Annotated in this window: 17 protein-coding genes; 6 read left to right on the top strand and 11 right to left on the bottom strand. The window is 72.8% G+C overall.

Annotated features, from left to right (window positions below):
* Nucleotides 1-35: 35 nt before the first annotated feature.
* Nucleotides 36-2,807: a DNA polymerase I gene (polA, locus tag H0E84_RS05735; RefSeq protein ID WP_180677682.1), complete on the top strand. Its 2,772-nt coding sequence runs from the start codon at nucleotides 36-38 to the stop codon at nucleotides 2,805-2,807.
* 786 nt (nucleotides 2,808-3,593) lie between these two features.
* On the opposite strand, the gene H0E84_RS05730 is transcribed toward polA, so the two are convergent.
* From H0E84_RS05730 to glyQ, 5 genes are all read right to left on the bottom strand, one after another.
* Nucleotides 3,594-7,547, bottom strand: coding sequence for a translocation/assembly module TamB domain-containing protein (locus H0E84_RS05730; RefSeq protein ID WP_180677681.1), 3,954 nt, complete (start codon nucleotides 7,545-7,547; stop codon nucleotides 3,594-3,596).
* Between the two features lie 3 nt (nucleotides 7,548-7,550).
* On the bottom strand, nucleotides 7,551-9,332 hold the full coding sequence (locus H0E84_RS05725; RefSeq protein ID WP_180677680.1) for an autotransporter assembly complex protein TamA: 1,782 nt from the start codon (nucleotides 9,330-9,332) through the stop codon (nucleotides 7,551-7,553).
* Nucleotides 9,333-9,610: 278 nt separating this feature from the next.
* Nucleotides 9,611-11,812 carry a glycine--tRNA ligase subunit beta gene (gene glyS, locus H0E84_RS05720; RefSeq protein ID WP_180677679.1) on the bottom strand — a complete coding sequence of 734 codons (2,202 nt, stop codon included), beginning with the start codon at nucleotides 11,810-11,812 and terminating at the stop codon, nucleotides 9,611-9,613.
* The gene (locus H0E84_RS05715; RefSeq protein WP_180677678.1) at nucleotides 11,809-12,021 is read right to left on the bottom strand and encodes a hypothetical protein; all 213 of its coding nucleotides are present in this window, start codon (nucleotides 12,019-12,021) and stop codon (nucleotides 11,809-11,811) included. Before H0E84_RS05715 ends, glyS begins: the two co-directional genes overlap by 4 nt.
* A complete protein-coding gene (gene glyQ, locus H0E84_RS05710) occupies nucleotides 12,018-12,935 on the bottom strand; it encodes a glycine--tRNA ligase subunit alpha (RefSeq protein ID WP_425600467.1) in 918 nt (305 codons plus the stop codon). Before glyQ ends, H0E84_RS05715 begins: the two co-directional genes overlap by 4 nt.
* A 93-nt stretch (nucleotides 12,936-13,028) precedes the next feature.
* Here glyQ and H0E84_RS05705 point away from each other — a divergent pair, with 93 nt between their 5' ends.
* Genes H0E84_RS05705 through H0E84_RS05695 form a run of 3 tightly spaced genes read left to right on the top strand, consistent with a single transcriptional unit; the run spans nucleotide 13,029 to nucleotide 16,468 of the window.
* Nucleotides 13,029-14,828: a GspE/PulE family protein gene (locus H0E84_RS05705; RefSeq protein WP_180677676.1), complete on the top strand. Its 1,800-nt coding sequence runs from the start codon at nucleotides 13,029-13,031 to the stop codon at nucleotides 14,826-14,828.
* Between the two features lie 13 nt (nucleotides 14,829-14,841).
* Complete coding sequence (locus tag H0E84_RS05700; protein WP_180677675.1) at nucleotides 14,842-15,633, top strand: glutamine amidotransferase; 792 nt, start codon at nucleotides 14,842-14,844, stop codon at nucleotides 15,631-15,633.
* Nucleotides 15,611-16,468, top strand: a complete 858-nt coding sequence (locus tag H0E84_RS05695; protein ID WP_180677674.1) for a BPSS1780 family membrane protein — start codon at nucleotides 15,611-15,613, stop codon at nucleotides 16,466-16,468. Before H0E84_RS05700 ends, H0E84_RS05695 begins: the two co-directional genes overlap by 23 nt.
* A 6-nt stretch (nucleotides 16,469-16,474) precedes the next feature.
* Here H0E84_RS05695 and H0E84_RS05690 read toward each other — a convergent pair whose 3' ends face one another.
* From H0E84_RS05690 to H0E84_RS05670, 5 genes are all read right to left on the bottom strand, one after another.
* Entirely contained in the window at nucleotides 16,475-17,161 is a 687-nt protein-coding gene (locus H0E84_RS05690) for an RDD family protein (RefSeq protein WP_180677673.1), read from the bottom strand.
* The gene (tatC, locus tag H0E84_RS05685; protein ID WP_180677672.1) at nucleotides 17,158-17,931 is read right to left on the bottom strand and encodes a twin-arginine translocase subunit TatC; all 774 of its coding nucleotides are present in this window, start codon (nucleotides 17,929-17,931) and stop codon (nucleotides 17,158-17,160) included. The genes H0E84_RS05690 and tatC overlap by 4 nt, the downstream gene beginning before the upstream one ends.
* Nucleotides 17,915-18,379: a Sec-independent protein translocase protein TatB gene (gene tatB / locus H0E84_RS05680; protein ID WP_180677671.1), complete on the bottom strand. Its 465-nt coding sequence runs from the start codon at nucleotides 18,377-18,379 to the stop codon at nucleotides 17,915-17,917. The genes tatC and tatB overlap by 17 nt, the downstream gene beginning before the upstream one ends.
* Before the next feature lie 24 nt (nucleotides 18,380-18,403).
* Entirely contained in the window at nucleotides 18,404-18,637 is a 234-nt protein-coding gene (gene tatA / locus H0E84_RS05675; protein ID WP_180677670.1) for a Sec-independent protein translocase subunit TatA, read from the bottom strand.
* Between the two features lie 91 nt (nucleotides 18,638-18,728).
* The gene (locus H0E84_RS05670) at nucleotides 18,729-19,613 is read right to left on the bottom strand and encodes a lipid-binding SYLF domain-containing protein (RefSeq protein WP_180677669.1); all 885 of its coding nucleotides are present in this window, start codon (nucleotides 19,611-19,613) and stop codon (nucleotides 18,729-18,731) included.
* A 142-nt stretch (nucleotides 19,614-19,755) separates the two neighbouring features.
* Between H0E84_RS05670 and hemH the strand changes: the two genes are divergently transcribed.
* Nucleotides 19,756-20,739: a ferrochelatase gene (gene hemH, locus H0E84_RS05665; RefSeq protein ID WP_180677668.1), complete on the top strand. Its 984-nt coding sequence runs from the start codon at nucleotides 19,756-19,758 to the stop codon at nucleotides 20,737-20,739.
* Nucleotides 20,739-21,584 (top strand): alpha/beta fold hydrolase, encoded by an 846-nt coding sequence (locus H0E84_RS05660; RefSeq protein ID WP_180677667.1) that lies wholly within the window; start codon nucleotides 20,739-20,741, stop codon nucleotides 21,582-21,584. Before hemH ends, H0E84_RS05660 begins: the two co-directional genes overlap by 1 nt.
* 16 nt (nucleotides 21,585-21,600) lie before the next feature.
* Here the strand turns inward: H0E84_RS05660 and H0E84_RS05655 are convergent.
* Nucleotides 21,601-21,936: hypothetical protein (locus tag H0E84_RS05655; protein WP_180677666.1), on the bottom strand; the 336-nt coding region annotated here is incomplete at its 5' end.

Genomic DNA, 21,936 nt, shown 5'->3' with positions numbered 1-21,936 from the left:
CGGCATCGGCGCCGGCGCGGCGGTAGAATCGAACGATGCCACGCCTAGTCCTGATCGACGGGTCTTCGTACCTGTACCGCGCGTTCCACGCGCTGCCGCCGCTGGCCAACGCCCAGGGCGAGCCCACCGGCGCGCTGTTCGGCGTGGTCAACATGCTGCGCGCCACGCTCAAGGAACGGCCGGAATTCGTGGCCTTCGTGGTCGATGCGCCGGGCAAGACCTTCCGCGACGACCTGTACCCGGAGTACAAGGCCAACCGGCCGCCGATGCCGGACGAGCTGCGCGCGCAGCTGCAGCCGATGTGCGACATCGTCGAGGCGCTGGGCATCAGCATCCTGCGCGAGGACGGGGTGGAGGCCGACGACGTGATCGGGACCCTGGCGCTGGCGGCGGCGGCCGACGGCATCGACGTCACCGTCTCCACCAGCGACAAGGATTTCGCCCAGCTGGTGCAGCCCGGCATCGCCCTGGTCAACACCATGAGCGGCAGCCGCCTGGACAGCGAGGTGGCGGTGGTCGACAAGTTCGGCGTGCGCCCGTCCCAGATCGTCGACCTGCTGGCGCTGATGGGCGACACCGTCGACAACGTCCGTGGCGTCGACAAGTGCGGGCCCAAGACCGCCGCCAAATGGCTGGGCGAGTACGAGTCGCTGGACGGGGTGATCGCCAACGCGGGGAACATCAAGGGCAAGATCGGTGACAATCTGCGCGCGGTGCTGGAGCGGCTGCCGCTCAACCGCGAACTGGTGACGATCCGCACCGACGTGCCGCTGGCGCGCGGTCCGCGCCAGCTCGAGTTGCGCCCGCGCGACGTCGAGGCGCTGCGCACGCTGTACGCCCGCTACGGTTTCACCCAGGCGCTGCGCGACCTGGAGGGCGCCGGCGCGGTGCCGGCCGACGCCGCCGGCGACCGGGTCAGCGTGCGCGGCACCGAGGCCGGCTACGCGCGCCCCGCGGCGGTGGCCGCCGAGGGCATCGACCCGGCCCTGGCCGCGCCCGGCGAATACGAAACCGTGCTCGACCAGGCCCGGCTCGAGGCCTGGATCGAGCGCATGCGCGCCGCGCCGGAATTCGCCTTCGACACCGAGACCGATTCGCTCGACCCGATGCGCGCCAGCCTGGTCGGGGTCAGTTTCAGCGTCGAGCCGGGCAGCGCCGCCTACCTGCCGCTGGCGCACGACTACGGCGGCGCGCCGGCGCAGCTCGACCGCGACGAGGCGCTGGCGGCGCTGCGGCCGCTGTTCGAGGACCCGGCGAAGAGGAAAGTCGGCCACCACGGCAAGTACGACCTGCACGTGCTGCGTCGCCACGGCGTCGAGCTGCGCGGGTATGCCGACGACAGCATGCTCGAGAGCTTCATCTACAACGCCACCGCCAGCCGCCACGACATGGACTCGCTGGCGCTGCGCTACCTCGGCTATACCACGGTCAAGTACGCCGACGTCGCCGGCAAGGGCGCCAAGGCGATCGCGTTCTCGCAGGTCGCGCTCGACGACGCCACCCGCTACGCCGCCGAGGACGCCGACGTCACCCTGCGCCTGCACCGGCTGCTGGCGCCGAAGCTGGCCGCGGTGCCGGCGCTGGAGCGGGTCTATCGCGAGATCGAGATCCCGCTGGTGCCGGTGCTCGCGCGGATCGAGGCCAACGGCGTGCGCATCGACGCCGACGAGCTGCGCCGGCAGACCGCCGACCTGTCGCGGCGCATGCTCGCCCTCCAGCAGCAGGCCACCACGCTGGCCGGGCGCGCTTTCAACCTCGACTCGCCGAAGCAGGTCTGTGCGCTGCTGTTCGAGGAGCTGAAGCTGCCGGCGCTGGTGAAGACCCCGAAGGGACAGCCGTCCGTCAACGAGGAGGCGCTGGAGGCGATCGCCGACCAGCACGAGCTGCCGCGGGTGATCCTGGAATACCGCGCGCTGGCCAAGCTGCGCAGCACCTACACCGAGAAGCTGGCCGAGATCGTCAACCCGGACACCGGCCGGGTGCACACCAGCTACCACCAGGCCGGCGCCGCCACCGGCCGCCTGGCCTCGAGCGATCCCAACCTGCAGAACATCCCGATCCGCACCGAGGACGGCCGCCGCATCCGCCGCGCCTTCGTCGCCGATCCCGGCAACCGCATCGTCGCCTGCGACTATTCGCAGATCGAGTTGCGGATCATGGCGCATCTGTCGGAGGACGAGGGCCTGCTGAAGGCCTTCGCCTCCGGCGCCGACATCCACCGCGCCACCGCGGCCGAGGTGTTCGGGCGCGCCGTGGAGGAGGTCACGCCGAACGAGCGCCGCGCCGCCAAGGCGATCAACTTCGGGTTGATGTACGGGATGAGCGCGTTCGGGCTGGCGCGCAATCTCGGTATCGGCCGCGGCGAGGCGCAGGACTACATCGCGCTGTATTTCTCGCGCTATCCGGGGGTGCGCGACTTCATGGAGCGGACCCGGCAGCAGGCGCGCGACCAGGGCTACGTGGAGACCGTTTTCGGCCGGCGGCTGTACCTGGAGAACATCGCCGCCCGCAACCAGGGCCTGCGCGCCGGCGCCGAGCGCGCGGCGATCAACGCGCCGATGCAGGGCACCGCTGCCGACATCATCAAGCGCGCGATGATCGCCATCGACGCCTGGCTGGCCACCCAGCCGCCCGGCGCGGCGCGGATGATCCTGCAGGTGCACGACGAACTGGTGTTCGAGGTACAGGCGGACTTCGTCGACACCCTGCTGGCGGAGGTGGTGCCGCGGATGACCGGCGCCGCCGAGTTGCGCGCGCCGCTGGTGGTGGACTGCGGCACCGGCGAGAACTGGGACGAGGCGCATTGAACGCCGGCCAGCGCGCAGCGCGCGCATCTGCCGCGAGCGCGTCGTTCTGGACGTCTGCGGTACGCCTGTTTTCGTAAAGCGGCCCATGGCGAAGGCCGCGGGGGGCTTCCGATGGGGTTGGCGGTGACTCCGGGCGTTGGTCACCGCGCCGGCCTTCGCGTGCATGGCACGCTCCTACAAGGGGAGCGGCGAGCGGCGGTTTTGTAGGAGCGGCCCATGGCGGCGAAGACCGCGCGAGGCTTCGTTGCGGTGGGCGGCGATCGCCGGGGTTGCCGGGCGCGCCGGCCTTCGCGCGCATGGCGCGATCCGGCAGGAGTGCGCCGGTCCGTCGGTGCGCTTTAAGGCGGCCCGCGATCGCTCCGCCAAGGCCGCTCCCGCGCAGGAGCCCGGCGGCCGTCCCATGCGCGGGATCCGTCGGGGCGATGGGCGGGGCGGTGCAGATCTCCGCTGGGTAAATGGATGCTGAACTTCGCCGAAAAATAACCGGAATCTTCACGAACCATCCATGTGGGGAATGGTCATATAGCTCGCGACAGATGCAACGTCTGTCGCTGATCTCTCCCTTCCCCTGGAGTGATCCCGGAACGTAAGGCTTCTCCCCGAGCCCCGTTCCACCGAGCCCCGCCGGCCCCCCCTGCCTGCGGGGCTTTTTATTGGCCGAAGAGCCGTGATTCGTGATTGGTCGTTCGTGATCGGCAGCGAGGCGGCGGGCTGGCGCCCGCGTCCGATTTCCCGTTCAGGTTCGCAGCAGAATCGTGCGAATCCCCCATGACCAATCACGGCCCTTCAGTCCGTCTCCCGCCGCCAGTTCAGCGAGCCCCGGCTCTCGACCGTGCTGGACTCGATCTCGACGTCGAAGCCGCGGCTGAGCAGGTACTTGAGGGTCAGGACCTGGCCGGTGCCCAGCAGCGAGACGCCGAAGCCGACGTACAGGCGCGGCGAGAGCTGCTTGCCCACGCCCAGCACGCTGCCGCCCAGCGCCCGCGAGTGGCTAACCCCGGCGTCGTCCAGGCCGATGGCCGAGCCCAGCTGCGAGGCGACCAGGCCGCCGCCCGCCGAGAGCGCCGCCGAGGCGGCGTCGAGCTGGCGGCTCTCGTCGCCGGTGACGCTCGACAGCGAGCGGCCCAGCGCCAGGTAGGCCAGCGCCTCGGACTGGTCGCGGGCCGGGTCGGTCCACACGTTGGCCTGCGGCGCCGAGGCGCGCCCGGTGACGTCGATCCCGGCGGTCAGCTCCTCGGCCTCGATCCGTCGCTGCGCGCGGATGTCCAGCACAGGGTCGGAAATGACGTCGTTGCTCCACACCAGGTTGCCGCGGACGATGTTGAGTTCCTGGCCATAGGCCTCGTAGCGGCCGCCGACCTGCAGCGCACCGTTGGCGCGCATGTCGCGGCCGGGGCTCTGGCGCACCCGCAGCTGCCCGCCGAGCGTGCCTTCGAGCCCGAACCCGTTGAGCACCACCGCATCGCCCATCACCAGGGTGAGGTCGAGCTGCAGCGCCAGCGGCGCCCCTTCGTCCGGATCGACCGGGTCGAGCACCACCACGTCCGGGGAGGCCGACACACCCTCGTCCAGCCGCTCCAGGTCGATGCGGGCCTCCGGCACCGTCACCGTGCCGACCACCTGCAGCGGCCGGCCGGCGCCGTAGCGCACCACCACGTCGGGGTCGGCCACGGCGCGCAGGTCGCGGGTGTCGGACACCAGCAAGTTGCGGCCGCGAAGCTCCAGTTCCAGCGGGGTGGACGTGCCGCGCCAGCCCAGCGAGCCGCCGATGTCGAGGGTGCCTTCGCCGGAGCGCACGCTGCCGCGGATCCGGGCGCTGCCATCGGCATCGGCGTCCAGGCGCAGGTTGCCGTCGGTCAGCTCGATCGCCAGCGACGGCACCCCCGCATGGAAGTCCTCCAGTTGCGCCTGGCCGGCCAGCTGCGGCTCGGCGCGGGTGCCGGCCACCGAGATCCGCGCCGACAGCCGGCCCTGCGGCTCGACGATGTCGGGGGAGAACAGTTCCAGCCACAGCAGTTCGTCGGTATCGAGCGCCAGCTCGGCCGAGAGCGGCGAGTACGCGTCCCAGCCGGTGGTCGCCTGCGCCTGGACGCGTCCGGACCCGTCGAGGGTCGCGGACGCGGAGCCGCGGATCGTCTGCGGATCGAACTCCACGTCGACCCGCAGCGCTTCGTAGCCGACCACGTCGCGTCGCGCGCGTTCGCCCGGGCGCATCCCGCCGGAGTCCGAACGCATCTCGAGGTTGCCGCTGTAGGCGTTGCCGGCCGGCCGCAGCCGGCCATCGAGCGAGATTTCGCCGCGCAGCGCCCACGGGCGGCCCGGTTCGCGCTCGGGGAGATAGGGTTCGGCCAGCGCCAGCGGCAGTTGCCGGCCGCTGACCGTCAGACCCGTGCGGGGCCAGTCGGCCTGCACGCACAACGAGCCGCCGTCGCTGCTGCCGAAGCACGATTCCGAGATCCGCCAGGCACCGCCGCCCAGGCCGATCGCGGCGGCGTCCTGCAGCGTCCAGGTCGCACCGCGCTCGGGCGCCAGCCGCAGCGACGCCAGCGCGCCCTGCCAGGCGTCGCCGCGTCGCTCCAGGCTGCCGGCCAGGTCGAGCGCGCCGATCTCGCCGCGCGCGCTGGCCTCGGCGCGCAGCGACTCGACCGCGCCGCTGGCCCGGATCGCCAGCGTGTCCAGGGCGACGCCCATCTGCAGCCCGCTGGCCTGCAGCTCCAGGCTGCCCTGCTGGCCGCGCCGCCACGGCAGGCGCCCCTCGAGGCTGGCGGCATCGGCGCGGTAGTCGCCCCAGGCCAGGCCCGCGGCCCGAAGGTCGACGTCGGCGTCCGGCGCGTCGCGCGCGCCACTGAGCCGTACCTGGCCTTCGATGCGGCCGTCGCTGCCGGGCACGAGGTCTCCGAGCTGCAGCGGCGCCAGCGTGGCCTCGATCTGCAGGGTGTCGGCGACCGAGCCCTGGGCCTCGACGCGGCTGCTGCCCAGCGACAGCGCCAGTTCGCCCTCGTAGTCGCTGCGGGCCTGGTCGCCGGCGGCGGCGGCCGGGCCGCGCATCGCGAAGCGGCCGCGGGCGTCCAGGGCGTGGCCGCGCAGGCGTCCCTCGAGCCGCTCGGCGAGGACCTCGACGTCCAGGCCGCCGTCGTCCGGGCGGGTGCCGCCCTGGCTGGTCAGGCGTCCATCGATCGCCCCGTCCCAGTCGGGAAGGAAATACCCGGGGTCGAAGCCCTCGAGCCCGGCCTCGACGCTCCAGGCCAGCGCCGGGGCCCAGGCGAGCCTGCCGCTGGCTTCCAGGGCGCCACCGGGGGTGCGCGCGCGCAGCAGGCGCAGGTCCATGGCATCGGCATTGCCGCGGCCATCGAGGTCCACCCCGGCCTCGACGCCGTCGCGGGCCAAGCTGGCTTTGCCGACCACCGCCCAGGCGGCCATGCGCCCGGCGATGCCCAGGTCGGCGTCGGCGGTCACCGCCGCCGGCCGGGTACCGTCGGCGGCCGCGGTACCGGCCCAGCGCAGCCCGCGCGCCGCCACCGAAAATCGCCCGGTCGGATCGTCGGCGTCGCGGAAGTCGGCCCGGCCGCGCAGCGCCAGGGTGCCGTCGAGCAGCTGCAGGACCAGCGGATCGACCTCGAGCACCTGCTCGGCCAGCCGCACGGTGGACGGCAGCATCACCACGGAGAAGTCGCCGCGCGCAAGACGCCCTTCCAGCGTGGCTTCGCCACCCCGGCCATCCGCCTCCAGCGCGAATGCCACCGGAACCCCGGGCTCGCCGGTGCCCGCCAGCAAGCCCGGGTCCAGCGCTTCGGAGCCGGCGCGCAGGCGCCAGCCGGGCTGATCGCGGCCGCGCAGGGTGAGCACCGCCCGCAGTGGCGCCGGCACGTGCCCGGCCACGGCCACGTCCAGCCGCGCGATGTCGCCGCGCGCCACCAGGCCGAGGCGCGGGCGGGTGCGTCCAGCGGGCGCCGGCAGCAGCGCGCTGCCGGTCAGGTCCATGCGGTAGTCGTCGCGCGGGGCGTACTCGCCGTGCAGGGCGAAGCGGCCGCGGTCGCTCTCGACCCGCAGCCGCTCCATCCGGAGGAGGCCATCGCGCGCGTCGATGCCGCCGCGCACGGAGGCGATGTCGATCACCGGGCCGTCCGCGCCGACCACCCGCAACCCGTCGACGCGGATGGCATCGGCCTGCAGCGCCAGCGGCAGCGGGCCGACCTGCGGCAGCGACTCCGGCCAGCGCGGCAGCTCGAACGGTTCGTCGTCGGCCGGCGGTGGCAGGGTCAGCAGCGCGTCGTCCACCTCCAGCACGTCCAGGCGGAGCAGGCGTCCCAGCAGCGGGCGGATGTCGGGGTCGATCATCACCCGCCTCGCCTCGAACGACAGCGTCCGCGGTGCGTCGCACCGGCCGAAGGGCACCGGCTCGCCGTCGCGATCCGGGCAGGTGCGGTGGAGGAAGCGCAGGTCGTGCAGGGCCAGCGGACCCGCGGCGGGGCCCTCCGCCGCGCGCCACTCCAGCGAGGTCCCCGCCGGCAGCCGCGCGACGATTTGCGCGAGCAGGAAGTCGCGGCCGCCGAGCGTCATCAGCAGCCAGTACGCCAGCCCCGCCGCGGCCAGCAGCAGCACCCCCAGGCCGATCGCCGAGCGCCACGCCAGCCAGCGCAGCCGCGCGCGCCGGCGTTGGCGCAGCTCGGCGATGCGCGCCTCGCGCTCCTCCGGCGGCAGGTCGGGGTCGATCCGGTGACGGCGGAGGATGGGGGCCATGGGCTAGAACGTGGAGCCGATGTCGAGGTGCAGGGTGAACGGCGAGTCGGGATCGTCGAGGCCGCGGGCGATGTCGAAGCGCAGCGGCCCGACCGGCGAGCGCCAGCGCACGCCGATCCCCACGCCGGTGCGGAAGTCCGGGCGGTCGTCGAAGGCACTGCCGCTGTCGACGAAGCCGGCGATACCGAAGTTGTTGGCGAAGTAGTGCTCCAGCTCCACGCCGGCGGTGGTGACGTTCTTGGCGCCGACGGCGAAATCGCCGAGCCGTGGCCCGACCTCGCGCCACTCGTAGCCGCGGATGCTGCGGTCGCCGCCGGCGTAGAAGCGCAGGCTGGGCGGCATCGCCACCAGCGCGTCGGTGGAGGTGTAGCCGAGCTCGCCGCGCACGATCAGCCGGTTGCGCTCGCCGAGCCCGCGGTACCAGGTGGCGCGGGCGTGGAGCTGGGCGAAGCTGGCATCCGAGCCGACGCCCTCGACCCCGCCGCGGAGCACGATGGAGCCGCCGATGCCGCGGGTCGGGAAGATCCGGTCGTCGACGTCGATGTACTCGGCGCGCAGCGAGGGGTAGCTGAAGGTGGCGTAGCGGTAGTCCGGCTCGGCGTTGGGGTCGTCGCCGTCGCCGTTCTCCTCGACGTAGGCCCAGCGCTCGCGCAGCACGTGTCCCGAGGCGACGAGGTTGAGGTTGAGGTTGTACTGCCCGCTGCGGCTGCCCACCAGTTCGACGCGGCGGGTGTCGATGTAGTCGGTCTGCTCGTCGGCGACCTGCAGGCTGGTGGTGTACCAGCCGTCGAGCCAGGCGAAGGCCGGGATCCGGTACTGCAGGGTCAGGGTCTTGCGCCGCTGCGCGTAGTCCAGCTGTGCCAGCGCCTTGTGGCCGCGACGGTTGACGTAGCGACGCTCCTCGCCGAGGCGGATGCCGGCGCCGCTGTCGGTGCCGTAGCTGACGCCGGCGGTCTGCACCTTGCGCGGCGCCGGGGTGAGGGTGACGTCGACAGGGACCCGGCGTTCGGGGCCTGCATCCTCCGGCCGCGGGCTGATCTCGATACGGCTGAAATAGTCCAGCCGCGTGAGCGAGGTCCGCAGCCGGTCCAGGCGGCCCTGGTGGTAATAGTCGCCCTCGTCCCAGTAGACCAGGCGTTCCAGCAGGGTGCCGTCGACCACCGACTCGGGCTCCTGGCTGAAGTCGATCGGGCCCATGTCGTAGCGTTCGCCGCTGGTCCAGACCAGCTCGATGTCGGCGGCCTGCTCGGCGCGGGTCACCGCTACCCGCCGCGCGCTGAAATCCGCGTCGAAATAGCCGCGCTCGGCCAGGCGGCGGCTGATCCGCGCCTTGCTGGCCTCGTACAGCGAGTGATCGAAGACGGCGCCGTGCGAGGGCGCGAACGCGCCGAGGTCCTCGCGCAGGTAGCGGTCGCGGTTGCCGGCGCCAAGGATGGCGATGTCGCTGTTGCGCACGCGAACGGGCTCGCCGGGGTCGACGGTGATGGTCACCGACAGCGTGCCGTTGGCGCGCTCGCGCCCGACCTCGATGGTGGGCGAATAGTAGCCGAACGGTTCCAGCGCCTCGCGGGTCTGGCTTTCCGCCTCGCGCACCATGTAGGCCAGGCGCCGCCCCGGCACGTCGCGTCCGATCGCCTCGACCAGAGACAGGGAGACCCGCACGTTCTCGGTCATTTCCTCGTCGAGGCCGCGGATGTCGACGCGCGCGACCTCGGCCGCCTGTGCGGCGCCGGCGGCGATCAGCAGCGCGGCGAGGCAGGCGCTGGAAAAGGGGCGTCGGTACATCGGTGGAGGATACCCAAGGCGGATCAAGAACCGATTAACGCCGGTCGTGCGCGCCGGCCGGTTGCGGAGCGGTCCATGGTGCCCGTGGCCGCGTGCCGTGCACGCGAAGAAGCCGAAGCGGTGTCGCCGCCGCCGGAGGAGCGTGCCATGCACGCGAAGGCCGGCGCGGTTGGCCATGCCCCGGGATGGCCGGAGCCTGGCTTCACCGCGACCGGCGACGCCCGCGGCTTTCGCGGCCATGGGCCGCTCCTACGGGGGCGGGCGCCGTGGGGCGCGGATCAGGTCGAGAGCTGCTCGATCGCGGCGACGCTGCCGAGCCGGTCGCCGAGCCGGCGCAGCAGCGCCAGCCGGTTGCGGCGCAGCGCCGGGTCCTCGTCGTTGACCATCACCGCGTCGAAGAATGCGTCCACCTGCGGCCGCAGCCGTGCGAGGTGCGAGAGCGCATCGACGTAGTCGCCGCCGGCCAGCGCCGCGCCGGTCTCGGCGTAGACCGCCTCCACCGCCTCGGCCAGGGCGCGCTCGGCGGGCTCGCGCAGCAGTTGCAGGTCGACGGTGGCCGCGGTGTCCTCGCCGGCCTTGCGCAGGATGTTGCGGATGCGCTTGTCGGCCGCCGCCAGCGCCGCGGCCTCGGGCAGCGCGGCGAAGCTGCCGATCGCGGCGATCCGGCGGTCGAAGTCGTACAGCGACGGCGGCCGCTTCTCGGCCACCGCGGCGAAGTGCTGCGGCGGCACGCCGCGGTCCGCGTAGTAGCCGCGCAGGCGGTCGAGGACGAAGTCGTAGATCTCCGCGGCGATCGCTGTATCGTTCGGCATGGGACCGCCGCCCGGCTGCGAATCGGCGAGTCGCACGCCTTTGCGCTCCGCTTCGGCGGCGTCGCTCTGGCGCGTCGCGGCGCCCGTGAGCCCGACCGCATGCGTGGCCTGGTTCACGGCCGCGGCCAGCAGTGCGTCCAGGTCCAGCGCGTAGCCGCTTTCGATGATCGTCCGCGCCAGCCCCAGCGCATTGCGCCGCAGCGCGAACGGATCCTTGTTGCCGGTCGGCTTGAGCCCCGCGGCGAAGCCGCCGGCCAGGGTGTCCAGCCGCTCGGCGATCGCCAGCACCTTGCCCAGTCCGGACAGGGCGATGTCGTCGCCGGCCTGGCGCGGTCGATAGGCCTCGTCGATGGCGTTGGCCACCGCCAGCCGGTCTTCGTGCGGCAGGCCGTCCAGTGCCGGATCCTGGCTGGCGTAGTAGCGCCCGGCGATGCCCTGCAGCTCCGGGAACTCGCCCACCATGCGCGACTGCAGGTCGGCCTTGCTCAGCTCCGCGGTACGGCGCGCCAGCGCCGCATCGACCCCGACCCGGGCGGCGATCGCCTCGGCCAGCGCAGCGACCCGCGCCACCTTGTCGGCGACGCTGCCGAGCTTCTGCTGGTAGGTGACGTTGCGCAGCCCGGCGTTCATCGACGCCATGCCCTGCTTCATGTCCTCGACGAAGAAGAAGCGGGCGTCGGCGAAGCGCGGGCGGATCACCCGCTCGTAGCCCTTGCGCACCTCGGCCGGGTCCCTGGAGAGGATGTTGGCGATGCCGACGAAGTGTTCGCGCAGGCGCCCATCGGCTCCCAGTACCGGGAAGAACTTCTGGTTCGCCTCCATGGTCGCGACCAGCGCTTCCTGCGGCACGGCGAGGTATTCCGCCTCGAACGAACAGGTCACCGCCTCCGGCCATTCGACCAGGCAGTTGACCTCTTCGAGGTTTCCCGGCTCGATCCGCGCGGCGCCGCCGGCCGCATGCGCGGCGCGGGTGACCTCCTCGACGATGCGCGCGCGGCGCTCCTCCGGGTCGACCAGCACATGGGCCCCGCGCAGGGCATCGATGTAGTCCTCGGGGCGGGCGATCCAGACCGTGCGGTCGTGCATGAAGCGGTGGCCGCGGCTCATGCGGTCGGCGGCGATGCCGAACGCCTGGCCGTCCACCACGTCCTCGCCCAGCAGGATCACCAGCCAGTGCACCGGCCGCGCGAACGCGTGCGCGTGGTCGCCCCAGCGCATCGGCTTGGGCACCGGCATCGCCGCCAGCGCCTCGCCGAGGATCTCCGGCAGCAGGGTGGCGGTGTCGGCGCCGGGCTTCACCGCCCGATGCACGAAGCGTTCGCCCTTCTGGTCGGTGGTGCGCTCGAGCGCGGACCACTCGACGCCGGCCTTGGCGGCGAATCCCTGCAGCGCGCGGGTCGGCTGGCCGTCCGCGTCCAGGGCGATGTTGAGGTAGGGGCCGAGGACCTCGGAACGCTGCTCGGGTTGGCGCACGCCGACCCGCGGCAGCAGCACCGCCAGCCGCCGTGGCGTGTACAGCGGGCGAGCCGCGCCGGGCTCCACCGCGATCCCGCGCTTGCCCAAGCCGTCGACGACGCCGTCGAAAAACGCCTGCGCCAGCCCCGGCAGCGCTCTGACCGGTAGCTCCTCGGTGCCCAGTTCGATGAGCAGGGGCGCGAATCGGGTCATGCGTTGTCCTTTCGCCTTTGAGCGAGGCGTTCGAGGCGGACCGCGTTCTTGGACAGCAGCGCGATGCCCGCGATCGGCGGCAGCAGCAGGCCGAGGAAAAACCAAAGCCAGGCGCTGCGTGCGGTTTCCTGGGCCCAGTACGCGCAGAACACGGCGAACAGGAATGCAGCCAGCCCGTATGGTGCGAAATCGCCGCCTACCGTGCTCATGCCGCTTCGGCCTCGCGCTTCAGCCCCGGGAACCCGAGCTTCTCGCGTTGCCCGTGATAGCTCTCGGCCACCGCCTGCGACAGCTTGCGCACGCGCAGGATGAAGCGCTGGCGCTCGGTCACCGCGATCGCGCGGCGCGCGTCGAGCAGGTTGAAGCAGTGCGAGGCCTTGCACACCTGCTCGTAGGCCGGCAGCGGCAGGTCGAGGCCGACCAGTTTCAGCGCCTCGGCCTCGCAGGCGTCGAAACGGTGGAACAGTTCCGGCACGTCGGCCACTTCGAAGTTGTAGGTGCTCTGCTCCACCTCGTTCTGGTGGTAGACGTCGCGGTAGGTCACCGGCATGCCGTCGGGGCCGTGGGTCCACACCAGGTCGAAGACGTCGTCGACGTTCTGCAGGTACATGCACAGCCGCTCGAGGCCGTAGGTGATCTCGCCCAGCACCGGACGGCATTCGAGCCCGCCGGCCTGCTGGAAGTAGGTGAACTGGGTCACCTCCATGCCGTTGAGCCAGACCTCCCAGCCCAGGCCCCAGGCGCCGAGCGTCGGCGACTCCCAGTTGTCCTCGACCAGGCGCAGGTCGTGCACCTGCGGATCGACGCCCAGCGCCTTGAGCGAGCCGAAGTAGCGCTCGACGATGTCGTCCGGGCTGGGCTTGAGCACCACCTGGTACTGGTAGTAGCGCTGCAGGCGGTTGGGGTTGTCGCCGTAGCGGCCGTCGGTGGGACGGCGGCAGGGCTGCACGTAGGCGGCGTTCCACGGCTCCGGTCCCAGCGCGCGCAGGAACGTGGCCGGATGGAAAGTGCCGGCGCCGACCTCCAGGTCCAGCGGCTGGATCAGCACGCAGCCGCGCTCGCCCCAGTAGGCATTGAGGCGCTGGATCAGTTCCTGGAAGGTGGGGCCGCTCATGGTCGGCATCCGGCTCGCTGACACGGGCGCGCTAGTATAGCGGCCGGGTTCGCGCCGCCCGGCCGGCGGCGCCCCGGCTCCCTCCGCAGACACGAGTCCGTCTTGATCGATCCGCCCCACGCCGTCGGCGAACGTTCTGCAGTGCGCCTGCCGCCGGGGCGGCTGACGCTGGAGCCGGTGCTCGACGCGCTGGTCGCCGACGGCCTGCTCGACACTGGGCAGGCCGACCGCGCGCGCGTCTCCGGCCGCCACGGACGCGGGCTGGAGGCGGTGCACCCGCTGGTGCTGCTGGCCAACCTCAAATTGCCCTCCGCGCGCGTGCCCGGGACCGACCTGGGCCTCGAGCAGTTGACCGAATGGCTGGCCGAGGCCAGCGGCCACCCCTACCGGCGCATCGATCCCACCCGCCTCGACGTGGCCGGGGTGACCGAGCTGATCTCGCACGCCTACGCACGGCGCCACCGCATCCTGCCGCTCGAGGTCAGCGGCGATCACGCCGTGATCGCCACCAGCGAACCCATGGCGCTGGACTGGCTGCCCGACCTGCAGCGGCTGCTGCGCCGGCGCATCGACCTGGTGGTGGCCAGCCCGCTGGACCTGCACCGCTACACCATGGAGTTCTTCGGCGTCACCCGCTCGATCCGCGGCGCCCGCGACGTGCGCGAGGAGGGTGCGGCGCCGAGTTTCGAGCAGCTGGTCGAACTGGGGCGCTCGGGCGACGTCAACGCCGACGACCACCACATCGTCAACATCGTCGACTGGCTGCTGCAGTACGCCTACGGGCAGCGCGCCTCGGACATCCACCTGGAGCCGCGCCGCGACGTCGGCCGGGTGCGTTTCCGCATCGACGGCCTGCTGCACAAGGTGTTCGAGATGCCGCCGCCGGTGATGAGCGCGGTGGTCAGCCGGATCAAGGTGCTCGGGCGCATGGACCTGGGCGAACGGCGGCGGCCGCAGGACGGCCGCATCAAGACCCGCTCGCCCGGCGGCAGCGAGGTCGAGATGCGTCTGTCGACCATGCCCACGGCGTTCGGCGAGAAATGCGTGATGCGCATCTTCGACCCGGACACCGCCTTCAAGCCGATCGAGCAGCTCGGCTTCGACGATGCCGAGGCCGCGGCCTGGAACGCGCTGGTGCAGCAGCCGCACGGCATCGTGCTGGTCACCGGCCCGACCGGTTCCGGCAAGACCACCACGCTGTACTCGGCGCTCAAGCGCCTGGCCACGCCGGACCTCAACATCTGCACCATCGAGGACCCGATCGAGATGGTCTCGCCGGAGTTCAACCAGACCCAGGTGCACACCGCGATCGACCTGACCTTCGCCTCCGGGGTGCGCACCCTGCTGCGCCAGGACCCGGACATCATCATGATCGGCGAGATCCGCGATCTCGATACCGCGCAGATGGCGGTCCAGGCATCGCTCACCGGTCACCTGGTGCTGTCCACGCTGCATACCAACGACGCGCCCTCGGCGGTCACCCGGCTGCTCGACCTCGGCCTGCCGCACTACCTGATCGCCTCCACGCTCAACGGGGTACTGGCGCAGCGCCTGGTGCGCACGCTGTGCCCGCACTGCAAGCAGCCGCGCACCGTGCCGGACGAGGCCTGGCAGGCGCTGCTCGGCGACGGCGCGCGGCCGCCGGCCGGGGACACCCAGGGTGCGGTCGGCTGCCTGGAGTGCCGCAACACCGGCTACCTCGGGCGCGTGGGCCTGTACGAGCTGATGCCGGTGACGCCGGCGCTGCGCGCGCGCATCCGCCCCGACATGGAGCTCGCCGGCTTCTCCGCCGCCGCGCGCGAGGGCGGCCTGCGCACCCTGCACGCCGCCGGCGCCGCCAAGGTCGCCCAGGGCCTGACCACGGTGGAGGAAGTGCTGACGGTGCTGCCGCCGCGCGAGTGAGTCGCCAACCCCGATGATCGTCTCCGCCGAACCCCGACCATTGCTGATCGTCGTCGCCGGGCGCCCGGTCGAGCCGCTGCGTCGGCATGGCGGGTTCGGGCACTGGATCCGGGTCGCCGCCGGGCTCGGGCGCCGGGAAGCGACGGTGGTCGACGTCGAGGCCGGGGCGCCGCTGCCGCGCCCCGCGGGCTTCGCCGGGATCATCGTCAGCGGCTCGGCGGCGATGGTCACCGAGCGCCTGGATTGGAGCGAGCGCGCTGCCGGCTGGCTGCGCGAGGCGGCGCACGCCGGGCTGCCGCTGTTCGGGATCTGCTATGGACACCAGCTGCTGGCGCATGCGCTCGGCGGCGAGGTGGGGGACCACCCGCGCGGCCGCGAGATGGGCACCGTCGAGGTGGCCTGCACGCCGGGCTGCGAAGACGATCCGCTGTTCGCGGCGCTGCCGCCGCGGTTCGCCGCCCAGGCCACGCATCTGCAGAGCGTGCTGCGCGCGCCGCCGGAGACCGTGCTCCTGGCGGCATCGGACCACGACGGCTGCCACGCCTTCCGCTGGCGCGAGCACGTCTGGGGCGTGCAGTTCCATCCCGAGTTCAGCGCCATGCACATGCGCGGCTACATCCGCGCCCGCGCCGACCAGCTGCGCGGCGAGGGAACCGACCCGCAGGCACTGGCGGCAGCGGTGCGCGCGGCGCCGCATGCGCGGCGCGCGCTGCGGCGCTTCGCGCGGCGGGCGCGTACACTGTCGGCGGATCGGACCATCGGGGACATCGACAATGACGGACGTGACCAAGGCATCGGCGGGTGACGGCGCGGAGTGGCTGCTGGCCGGCTTCGGGCTGCTGCGCAGGTCGCCGCTCGGGCTGGGGCTGCTGGGCGCGATCTTCGGTTTCCTGACCGCGCTGCCGCTGCTGTTCGCGGGGCAGATCGGCATGTTCATGGCCCTGCAGCTGCTGCTGGTATTGGTCGGCCCGGTGCTGATGGGCGGCTTCATCCACGCCGTCGGCGAGGTCGACGCCGGACGCCAGGCGGCGCCCGCGCACCTGCTGCACGGGTTCGCCGAGGGCCGCGCGCCGCGCCTGGTCGCGCTGTTGCTGCCGCAGGTGGCGCTGGCGGTGTTCGCGGTCCTGCTGCTGCTGGTGCTGGTGGGGCCGACCCAGCTGCAGCAGGCGATCGCCGTGCTCGAGCAGGCCGAGGGCCAGGCCAGTCCCGACCCGGCCATGTTCGAAAGCCTGCCGATCGGCCGCTTCCTGCTGTGGATGCTGCTGGTGTTCCTGCTCGGCGTGCTGAGCTATTTCTTCACCTTCGTCGCCACCCCGCAGATCATGTTCGAGCGGCGCGGCGCGCTGGAGTCGATGAAGCGCAGCTTCGCGGCCTGCATCCGCAACGTCCCGGCGATGATCGTGTTCTTCGTGCTGCTGATCATCATCGCCTTCCTGGTCAGCTTCGCCTCGCAACTGGTGGCGGTGATCGCGCGCCTGGTCGCCGGTCCGCTGGCGATGCAGTTCGTCGCCCAGATCCTGATGATGGCGGTGCTGATGCCGGTGATGCTGGGCGCGTCCTACCGCGCCTGGCAGAAGATGCTGGCGCCGCCGGACGGCACCGCGGCGCCGCCGCCGCCGGCTTCCGGCATCGAGGTCTGAGGCGCTTCAGCCGCCCAGCGCGCGCTGAACCGCGACCTGCAGCTGCGCCTGCATCGCCGCGCCGAGCCACACCGCCGCCGCCAGGCCCGCCAGCGCCTGCGCCGCGATCCAGGCGCGTGCCCACGCCGGCAGCGGGCCGGCGTCCGCCTGCAGCACCCGAGCCCCGGCGATGCGGTCGTGCAGCGCGCGCCGTTCCGGCGGCAGCGCCGCGAGCAGGTGGCCGAGGTTGCCGCTGAGCCAGGACAGCGCGCCGGCCAGGTGGCGCAGCGGCACGCGCGGCTGCGCGAGTCGGCCGCCGTCGGCGGCGACGATCCGCAGGCCCAGCGCGCGCTTGCCGAGTGTGGCCTGGCGTGGCGAGCTTTCGCTGGCGACGTGATAGGCCAGCGCCAGCAGTGCGAACGCCGCGAGCGGCGGCAGTGCGGTGGCGCCGAGGGCGTCGAGCAGCGTCGCGGCCGCTTCCCGCAGCCGCGGTTCCTGCGCCGCAGCGAGCGCCGCGGCCAGCGGCGATCCGTTCGACAGCAGCAGCTCGAGCAGCGCGGTGGAGACGGCATCGGCGAGCTCCGCGAATGCCGCGGCGATGCGCTCCGCACCGGCGCGCAGCCGCGGCGCAGCGAGCACCAGCACGGGCGCCGCCAGCAGGGCGGCGTCCAGCGACCAGGCGGCGTAGCGCCGCCAGAACCGGGCCGCGATCATGCCGGCGGCCGGTCGGCCCCGTCGTCGTCGCGGTTCTGCGATTTCGGCGCCAGCAGCCGCGCCGCGACGATGCCGGCCTCGTACAGCAGGCACATCGGGATCGCCAGCATCAGCTGCGAGATCACGTCGGGCGGGGTGATCACCGCCGCCAGCACGAACACCCCGACGATGGCGTAGCCGCGCCACTCGCGCAGCTGCGCCGGCGTCACCCAGCCGAGCAGGGTCAGGATCACCAGCGCCACCGGCAGCTCGAAGCTCAGGCCGAAGGCGAGGAAGATCACCAGCACGAAATTCAGGTAGGCGTGGATGTCGGTCATCATCGCCACCCCCTCGGGGGTGACGCTGGTCAGGAAGCCGAACACCGCCGGCAGCACCAGGAAGAACGCGAACGCGCAGCCGACGTAGAACAGCGCCACCGCCGACACCAGCAGCGGCAGCGCCAGCTTCTTCTCGCGCCGGTACAGGCCCGGCGCCACGAACGCCCAGGCCTGGTAGAGCAGCCAGGGCATGGTCGAGATCACCGCCACGAAGAACGCCAGCTTCAGCGGCGCGAAGAACGGCGAGGCCACCTCCACGGCGATCAGGTGCGCGCCCTCGGGCAGCTTGTCCAGCAGCGGCTGCGCCAGCAGGCCGTAGAGGCGGTTGGCGAACGGCAGCAGCGCCAGCAGCACCAGCACCACGCCGGCCAGCGCGCGCATCAGCCGCGAGCGCAGCTCGACCAGATGGTCGATCAGGCTGCTGTCGACGGCGCTCTCAGCGTCGCGCGGCATCGTCGTCCTCCGAAGGGGCGGGCGGCGCGTCGTCGCCGGGCGGGGCGGGGGCGTCGTCGGCGGCGGGCCCGGGCGGGGCGGCGTCCTCGCCCGTCACGTCTGCCGTCTCGCCCGCGGCCGCCCGCCGGGCCGTTCCCGCCTCGAGCTCGCGCGCGGTCTCGCGCACCGAATCGCGCACCGCATCGACCTCGCTGCGCACCCGGTCGCGGGCGCCGCGCACCGAGCCGTCGACCTCGCGCATCGCGTCTTCGGCGTCGTGCAGGCTGCGCTTGAGCTCCTCGGCGGCCAGTTCGCGCTCGAGTTCGGACTTCACCGAATGCCACTGCGCCCGCGCCCGGCGCACCCACAGTCCGGCGAAGCGCGCGGCCTTCGGCAGGCGCTCGGGACCGAGCACCACCAGGGCGACGACCGCGATGAAGAAGAGCTCGCTGAAGCCGATGTCGAACATGCCGATGGGCGCCGCGCAGCGGCGTCAGCGCGGGGTCTTGTCGTCGTCGCGCTGCTTGTCGCGGGTGGCCGCGTCGTCGCGGGCCTGGTCTTCCAGGCGCGCGGCGGGCTTGTCGTCGTCGGCGTCGTTCACGCCCTTCTTGAAGCCCTTGATCGCCTCGCCCAGGTCGCGCCCGGCGCCGCGCAGGCGCTTGGTGCCGAACACCAGCAGCACGACCACCAGCACGATGAGCCAATGCCAGATGCTGAAACTGCCCATGGGGTGCCCAGGAAGAGGAGAAGGCGTGAGGATACCGCAGCCGGTCGGCCGGATGCCGGTAACGCAGGTATGAATGCGCCGTCGCGGGTGCTCAGGGGGTGTCGTCGAGCGGTTCGCTGCGGATCTCGCCCTCGGACACCGGTTCGAACGGCTGCGGCATCGGCTCGCCGGCGTCGATCGGCGGCGGTTCGGGCAACGTCTGTCCGCCGATCGGAGCGGCGGTGACCGGCGTCGGCGCGGTGCTGCCGGTGCCGCGGTTGGCGCGGGCGATCGCCGTGGCCTCCTCGAGACGGTCGCGGAAATCCACCACGGCGTCGGAAGGCGCCTGCCCTGCGCGGCCCTCGAAGATCATCCGTGGGGTGGTGCCCTGGCCGTACACGGCCTCGTTGGCGTCGTCGTCGATGCTCAGCACCGCGCCGTCCAGCGCCACCCCGGCGAACAGCCCGCGCGCCCGCGACCACGACCAGATCTCGGCCTTGAGCTGGCCGTCGGTGGCGGTGGAGGCGTTGCGCCCGAGCGGTCCGGCGGCGACGCCGGCGTCGGCACCGAGAGTGAACTTGCCGTTGACCACCGACTCCAGGCTGCGGTCGTTGCGGAAGACCAGCACCACGTCGGCGGACTGCACCCCGGCCTGGAGGCCGATGCTGCCGCCGGTCAGGCGCACGAAGCTGGGCGCGGACCAGGTGCCGTCGGGGCTCTTGACCGCCATCAGCCCGTGGCCGCGGCGCCCGCCGATCACCAGCCCGGCCTTGATGGTGTCCGGCACCACCACGATCGCGCGCGCCTCGTCGAGCAGCTTGTCGGGGATGCCGCTCTCGGGGATGGCCTGGATCTCGGTCAGCACCCGTACCGCGTTTTGGGCCCGGGCATCCTCCTGCGGACCGGCGACGGCGGTTCCCGCGCCGGCCAGGGACAGCGCCAGCACGGCGCCCAGCTGGACCAGGGACGGAAGGAGGGATCGGCGGGGCTGGGACATGCGGGGCTCCGGGAACGGAAGGGACGACGTGGCAGGCAGACCGCGCCAAGCGGAACAAAGTTCAGGCTAGGGCCGGTGCGATGAATCGGCGGTGAGCCGGGCGACGCTGTCGGCGGCTGCCGCGCCCTGTCATCCTATGCCGATGGCCGTCCCCGCTCCCCCCATTCCGGCCCCCGGCGGCGACACCGCACTGCTGGTGGTGAACCTCGGCACCCCGGCGGCGCCGACCGCGGCAGCGGTGCGCCGCTACCTGGCCGAATTCCTCCACGACTACCGGGTGGTGGCGCTGACCCGCTGGCTGTGGTGCCCGCTGCTGCATTTCGCGATCCTGCCGCTGCGCTCGCCGCGCGTGGCCAAGCTGTACGCCGGAATCTGGATGGAAGGCGGCTCGCCCCTGGCGGTGCATACCGCGCGCCTGGCGCAGGCGCTGCAGCAGCGCCTGCCGGACCTGCGCGTGGCGCACGCAATGCGCTATGGCGAGCCGGCGCTGGGGACCACGCTGCGGTCGCTGCGCGACGGTGGCGCCCGCAGTGTGCTGGTGCTGCCGCTGTATCCGCAGTACTCCACCACCACCACCGCGTCGGTAGTCGACGTGGCGGCGGCGGTCGAGGGAATCGAGGTGCAGGTGGTGCAGGACTACCACCTCGATGCCGGCTGGGTCGCGGCGGTGGCCGGTTCGATACGCGGCTATCGCGACACGCACGGCAGCGGCGAGCTGCTGCTGTTCTCGTTCCACGGGATCCCGCAGCGGCTGGTGGATGCCGGTGACCCTTATCAGGCGCAGTGCCGCGCCAGCGTCGCCGCGATCGCCGCGGCCCTGGGCCTGGAGGACGACCAGTGGAGGCTCACCTTCCAGTCGCGCTTCGGCCGCGAACCCTGGCTGCAGCCCTACACCGACCACACCTTGCGCGAACTGGCCGGCCAGGGGTTGAAGCACGTCGACGTGGTCTGCCCCGGGTTCGCGGTCGACTGCCTGGAGACCCTGGAGGAGATCGCGCTGCAGAACGCCGAGCTGTTCCGCGCGCACGGCGGCGAAGCGCTGCGCTACATCCCCTGCCTCAACGATGCGCCGGAACACGCCGAGGCGCTGGCGAGCATCGCGCGGCGGAGCCTCGACGGCGCCTGATGCGCGAGTTCGCCCTCGATATCTCCGGCCTCCGCATCGCCGGTCTGCGCAACGGCAACACCGGGGCGCCGCGGGTGCTCGCCCTGCACGGCTGGCTGGACAATGCCGCCAGCTTCCTGCCGCTGGCGCCGCACCTGGCGCAGCTGGACCTGGTGGCCCCGGACCTGCCCGGCCACGGCCGCAGCGCCCATCTGCCGCCCGGCGCCGACTATTCCTTCGCCGGGGCGCTGCACAGCGTGCTCGACATCGCCGACGCCCTGGGCTGGGAGCGCTTCGCCCTGCTCGGGCATTCGATGGGTGCCGGCATCGCCAGCCTGGTGGCGGCCGGCGCGCCGCGGCGGGTCGAGCGGCTGCTGGCGATCGAGGCGTTGGGGGCGCTGCCGGAGGACCCGGCACGCACCGCGGCCCGGCTGCGCGACGCGGTCGCCGCGGCGCGCGCGCTGCGTGGCAAGCGGCTGCGCCTGTTCCCCGACCCGGAGCCGGCGGTCCGCGCGCGCATGCAGGCCAACGGCCTCTGCGAGCCGGTCGCGCGGCTGCTGGTGGAGCGCGGGCTGGAGGCGGTGGACGGCGGCTGGCGCTGGAGCAGCGATCCGCGCCTGACCCTGCCGACCATGGTGCGCATGACCGACGCCCAGGTCGACGATCTGGTGGCCGGCATCGCCTGCCCGACCCGGGTGGTCTACGCCGACCCGCCGCAGCCGTACCTGCCCGAGCCGGAGCGCAGCCGGCGGGTGCGGCTGCTGCCGCAGGGCGAGCTGGTGGTGCTGCCCGGCACCCATCACCTGCACATGGAGGATCCGGCTGCGGTGGCGGCGGCGATCGGGGATTTCCTCGGCGCGGCCTGAGCCGTGCCCTCGCGCGCTACTGCTGCCGGTCGTGCAGCTGCAGTCCGAGCGTCACGTCGCCGGCGCCGTGGCCGCGCGCGAACGACAGCACCGCGGTGCGCGGGCCCTTCTCGAAGGCGAGCACGGCGCTGTGGCCGGCATCGCGCCGCGACAGGGTCCGCTGCCAGCCGAGCCGCGTCATCGCGCCGCCGGCATCGGCGAACAGCGCGTCCACCTGGCCAGAGACGCGCAGGTTCACCATGGTGGTGCCGTCCATGTCGAGCACGCTGTCGATCTCGTAGCGTGGCGGCAGGTAGACGTCGCCGGGGAAGCCGGCCGGCAGCGGCAGCGGCCCGGCGTCGCCCGGCACGCC

This window comes from Luteimonas salinisoli, from assembly GCF_013425525.1.
GTDB classification, from domain to species: domain Bacteria; phylum Pseudomonadota; class Gammaproteobacteria; order Xanthomonadales; family Xanthomonadaceae; genus Luteimonas; species Luteimonas salinisoli.
The sequence above is the reverse complement of the archived record's forward strand: the minus strand, read 5'-3'. Positions and strand labels throughout refer to the sequence as shown.

What these genes read in the sequence shown, in the direction of transcription:
- hemH (WP_180677668.1), top strand. Translation starts at nt 19,756, where the DNA reads ATGGCCGTCCCCGCTCCCCCCATTCCGGCCCCCGGCGGCGACACCGCA.
- glyS (WP_180677679.1), bottom strand. Translation starts at nt 11,812, where the DNA reads ATGACCCGATTCGCGCCCCTGCTCATCGAACTGGGCACCGAGGAGCTA.
- H0E84_RS05690 (WP_180677673.1), bottom strand. Translation starts at nt 17,161, where the DNA reads ATGATCGCGGCCCGGTTCTGGCGGCGCTACGCCGCCTGGTCGCTGGAC.
- tatB (WP_180677671.1), bottom strand. Translation starts at nt 18,379, where the DNA reads ATGTTCGACATCGGCTTCAGCGAGCTCTTCTTCATCGCGGTCGTCGCC.
- H0E84_RS05660 (WP_180677667.1), top strand. Translation starts at nt 20,739, where the DNA reads ATGCGCGAGTTCGCCCTCGATATCTCCGGCCTCCGCATCGCCGGTCTG.
- H0E84_RS05700 (WP_180677675.1), top strand. Translation starts at nt 14,842, where the DNA reads ATGATCGTCTCCGCCGAACCCCGACCATTGCTGATCGTCGTCGCCGGG.
- tatC (WP_180677672.1), bottom strand. Translation starts at nt 17,931, where the DNA reads ATGCCGCGCGACGCTGAGAGCGCCGTCGACAGCAGCCTGATCGACCAT.
- H0E84_RS05730 (WP_180677681.1), bottom strand. Translation starts at nt 7,547, where the DNA reads ATGGCCCCCATCCTCCGCCGTCACCGGATCGACCCCGACCTGCCGCCG.
- H0E84_RS05670 (WP_180677669.1), bottom strand. Translation starts at nt 19,613, where the DNA reads ATGTCCCAGCCCCGCCGATCCCTCCTTCCGTCCCTGGTCCAGCTGGGC.
- polA (WP_180677682.1), top strand. Translation starts at nt 36, where the DNA reads ATGCCACGCCTAGTCCTGATCGACGGGTCTTCGTACCTGTACCGCGCG.
- glyQ (WP_425600467.1), bottom strand. Translation starts at nt 12,935, where the DNA reads ATGCCGACCATGAGCGGCCCCACCTTCCAGGAACTGATCCAGCGCCTC.
- H0E84_RS05715 (WP_180677678.1), bottom strand. Translation starts at nt 12,021, where the DNA reads ATGAGCACGGTAGGCGGCGATTTCGCACCATACGGGCTGGCTGCATTC.
- tatA (WP_180677670.1), bottom strand. Translation starts at nt 18,637, where the DNA reads ATGGGCAGTTTCAGCATCTGGCATTGGCTCATCGTGCTGGTGGTCGTG.
- H0E84_RS05725 (WP_180677680.1), bottom strand. Translation starts at nt 9,332, where the DNA reads ATGTACCGACGCCCCTTTTCCAGCGCCTGCCTCGCCGCGCTGCTGATC.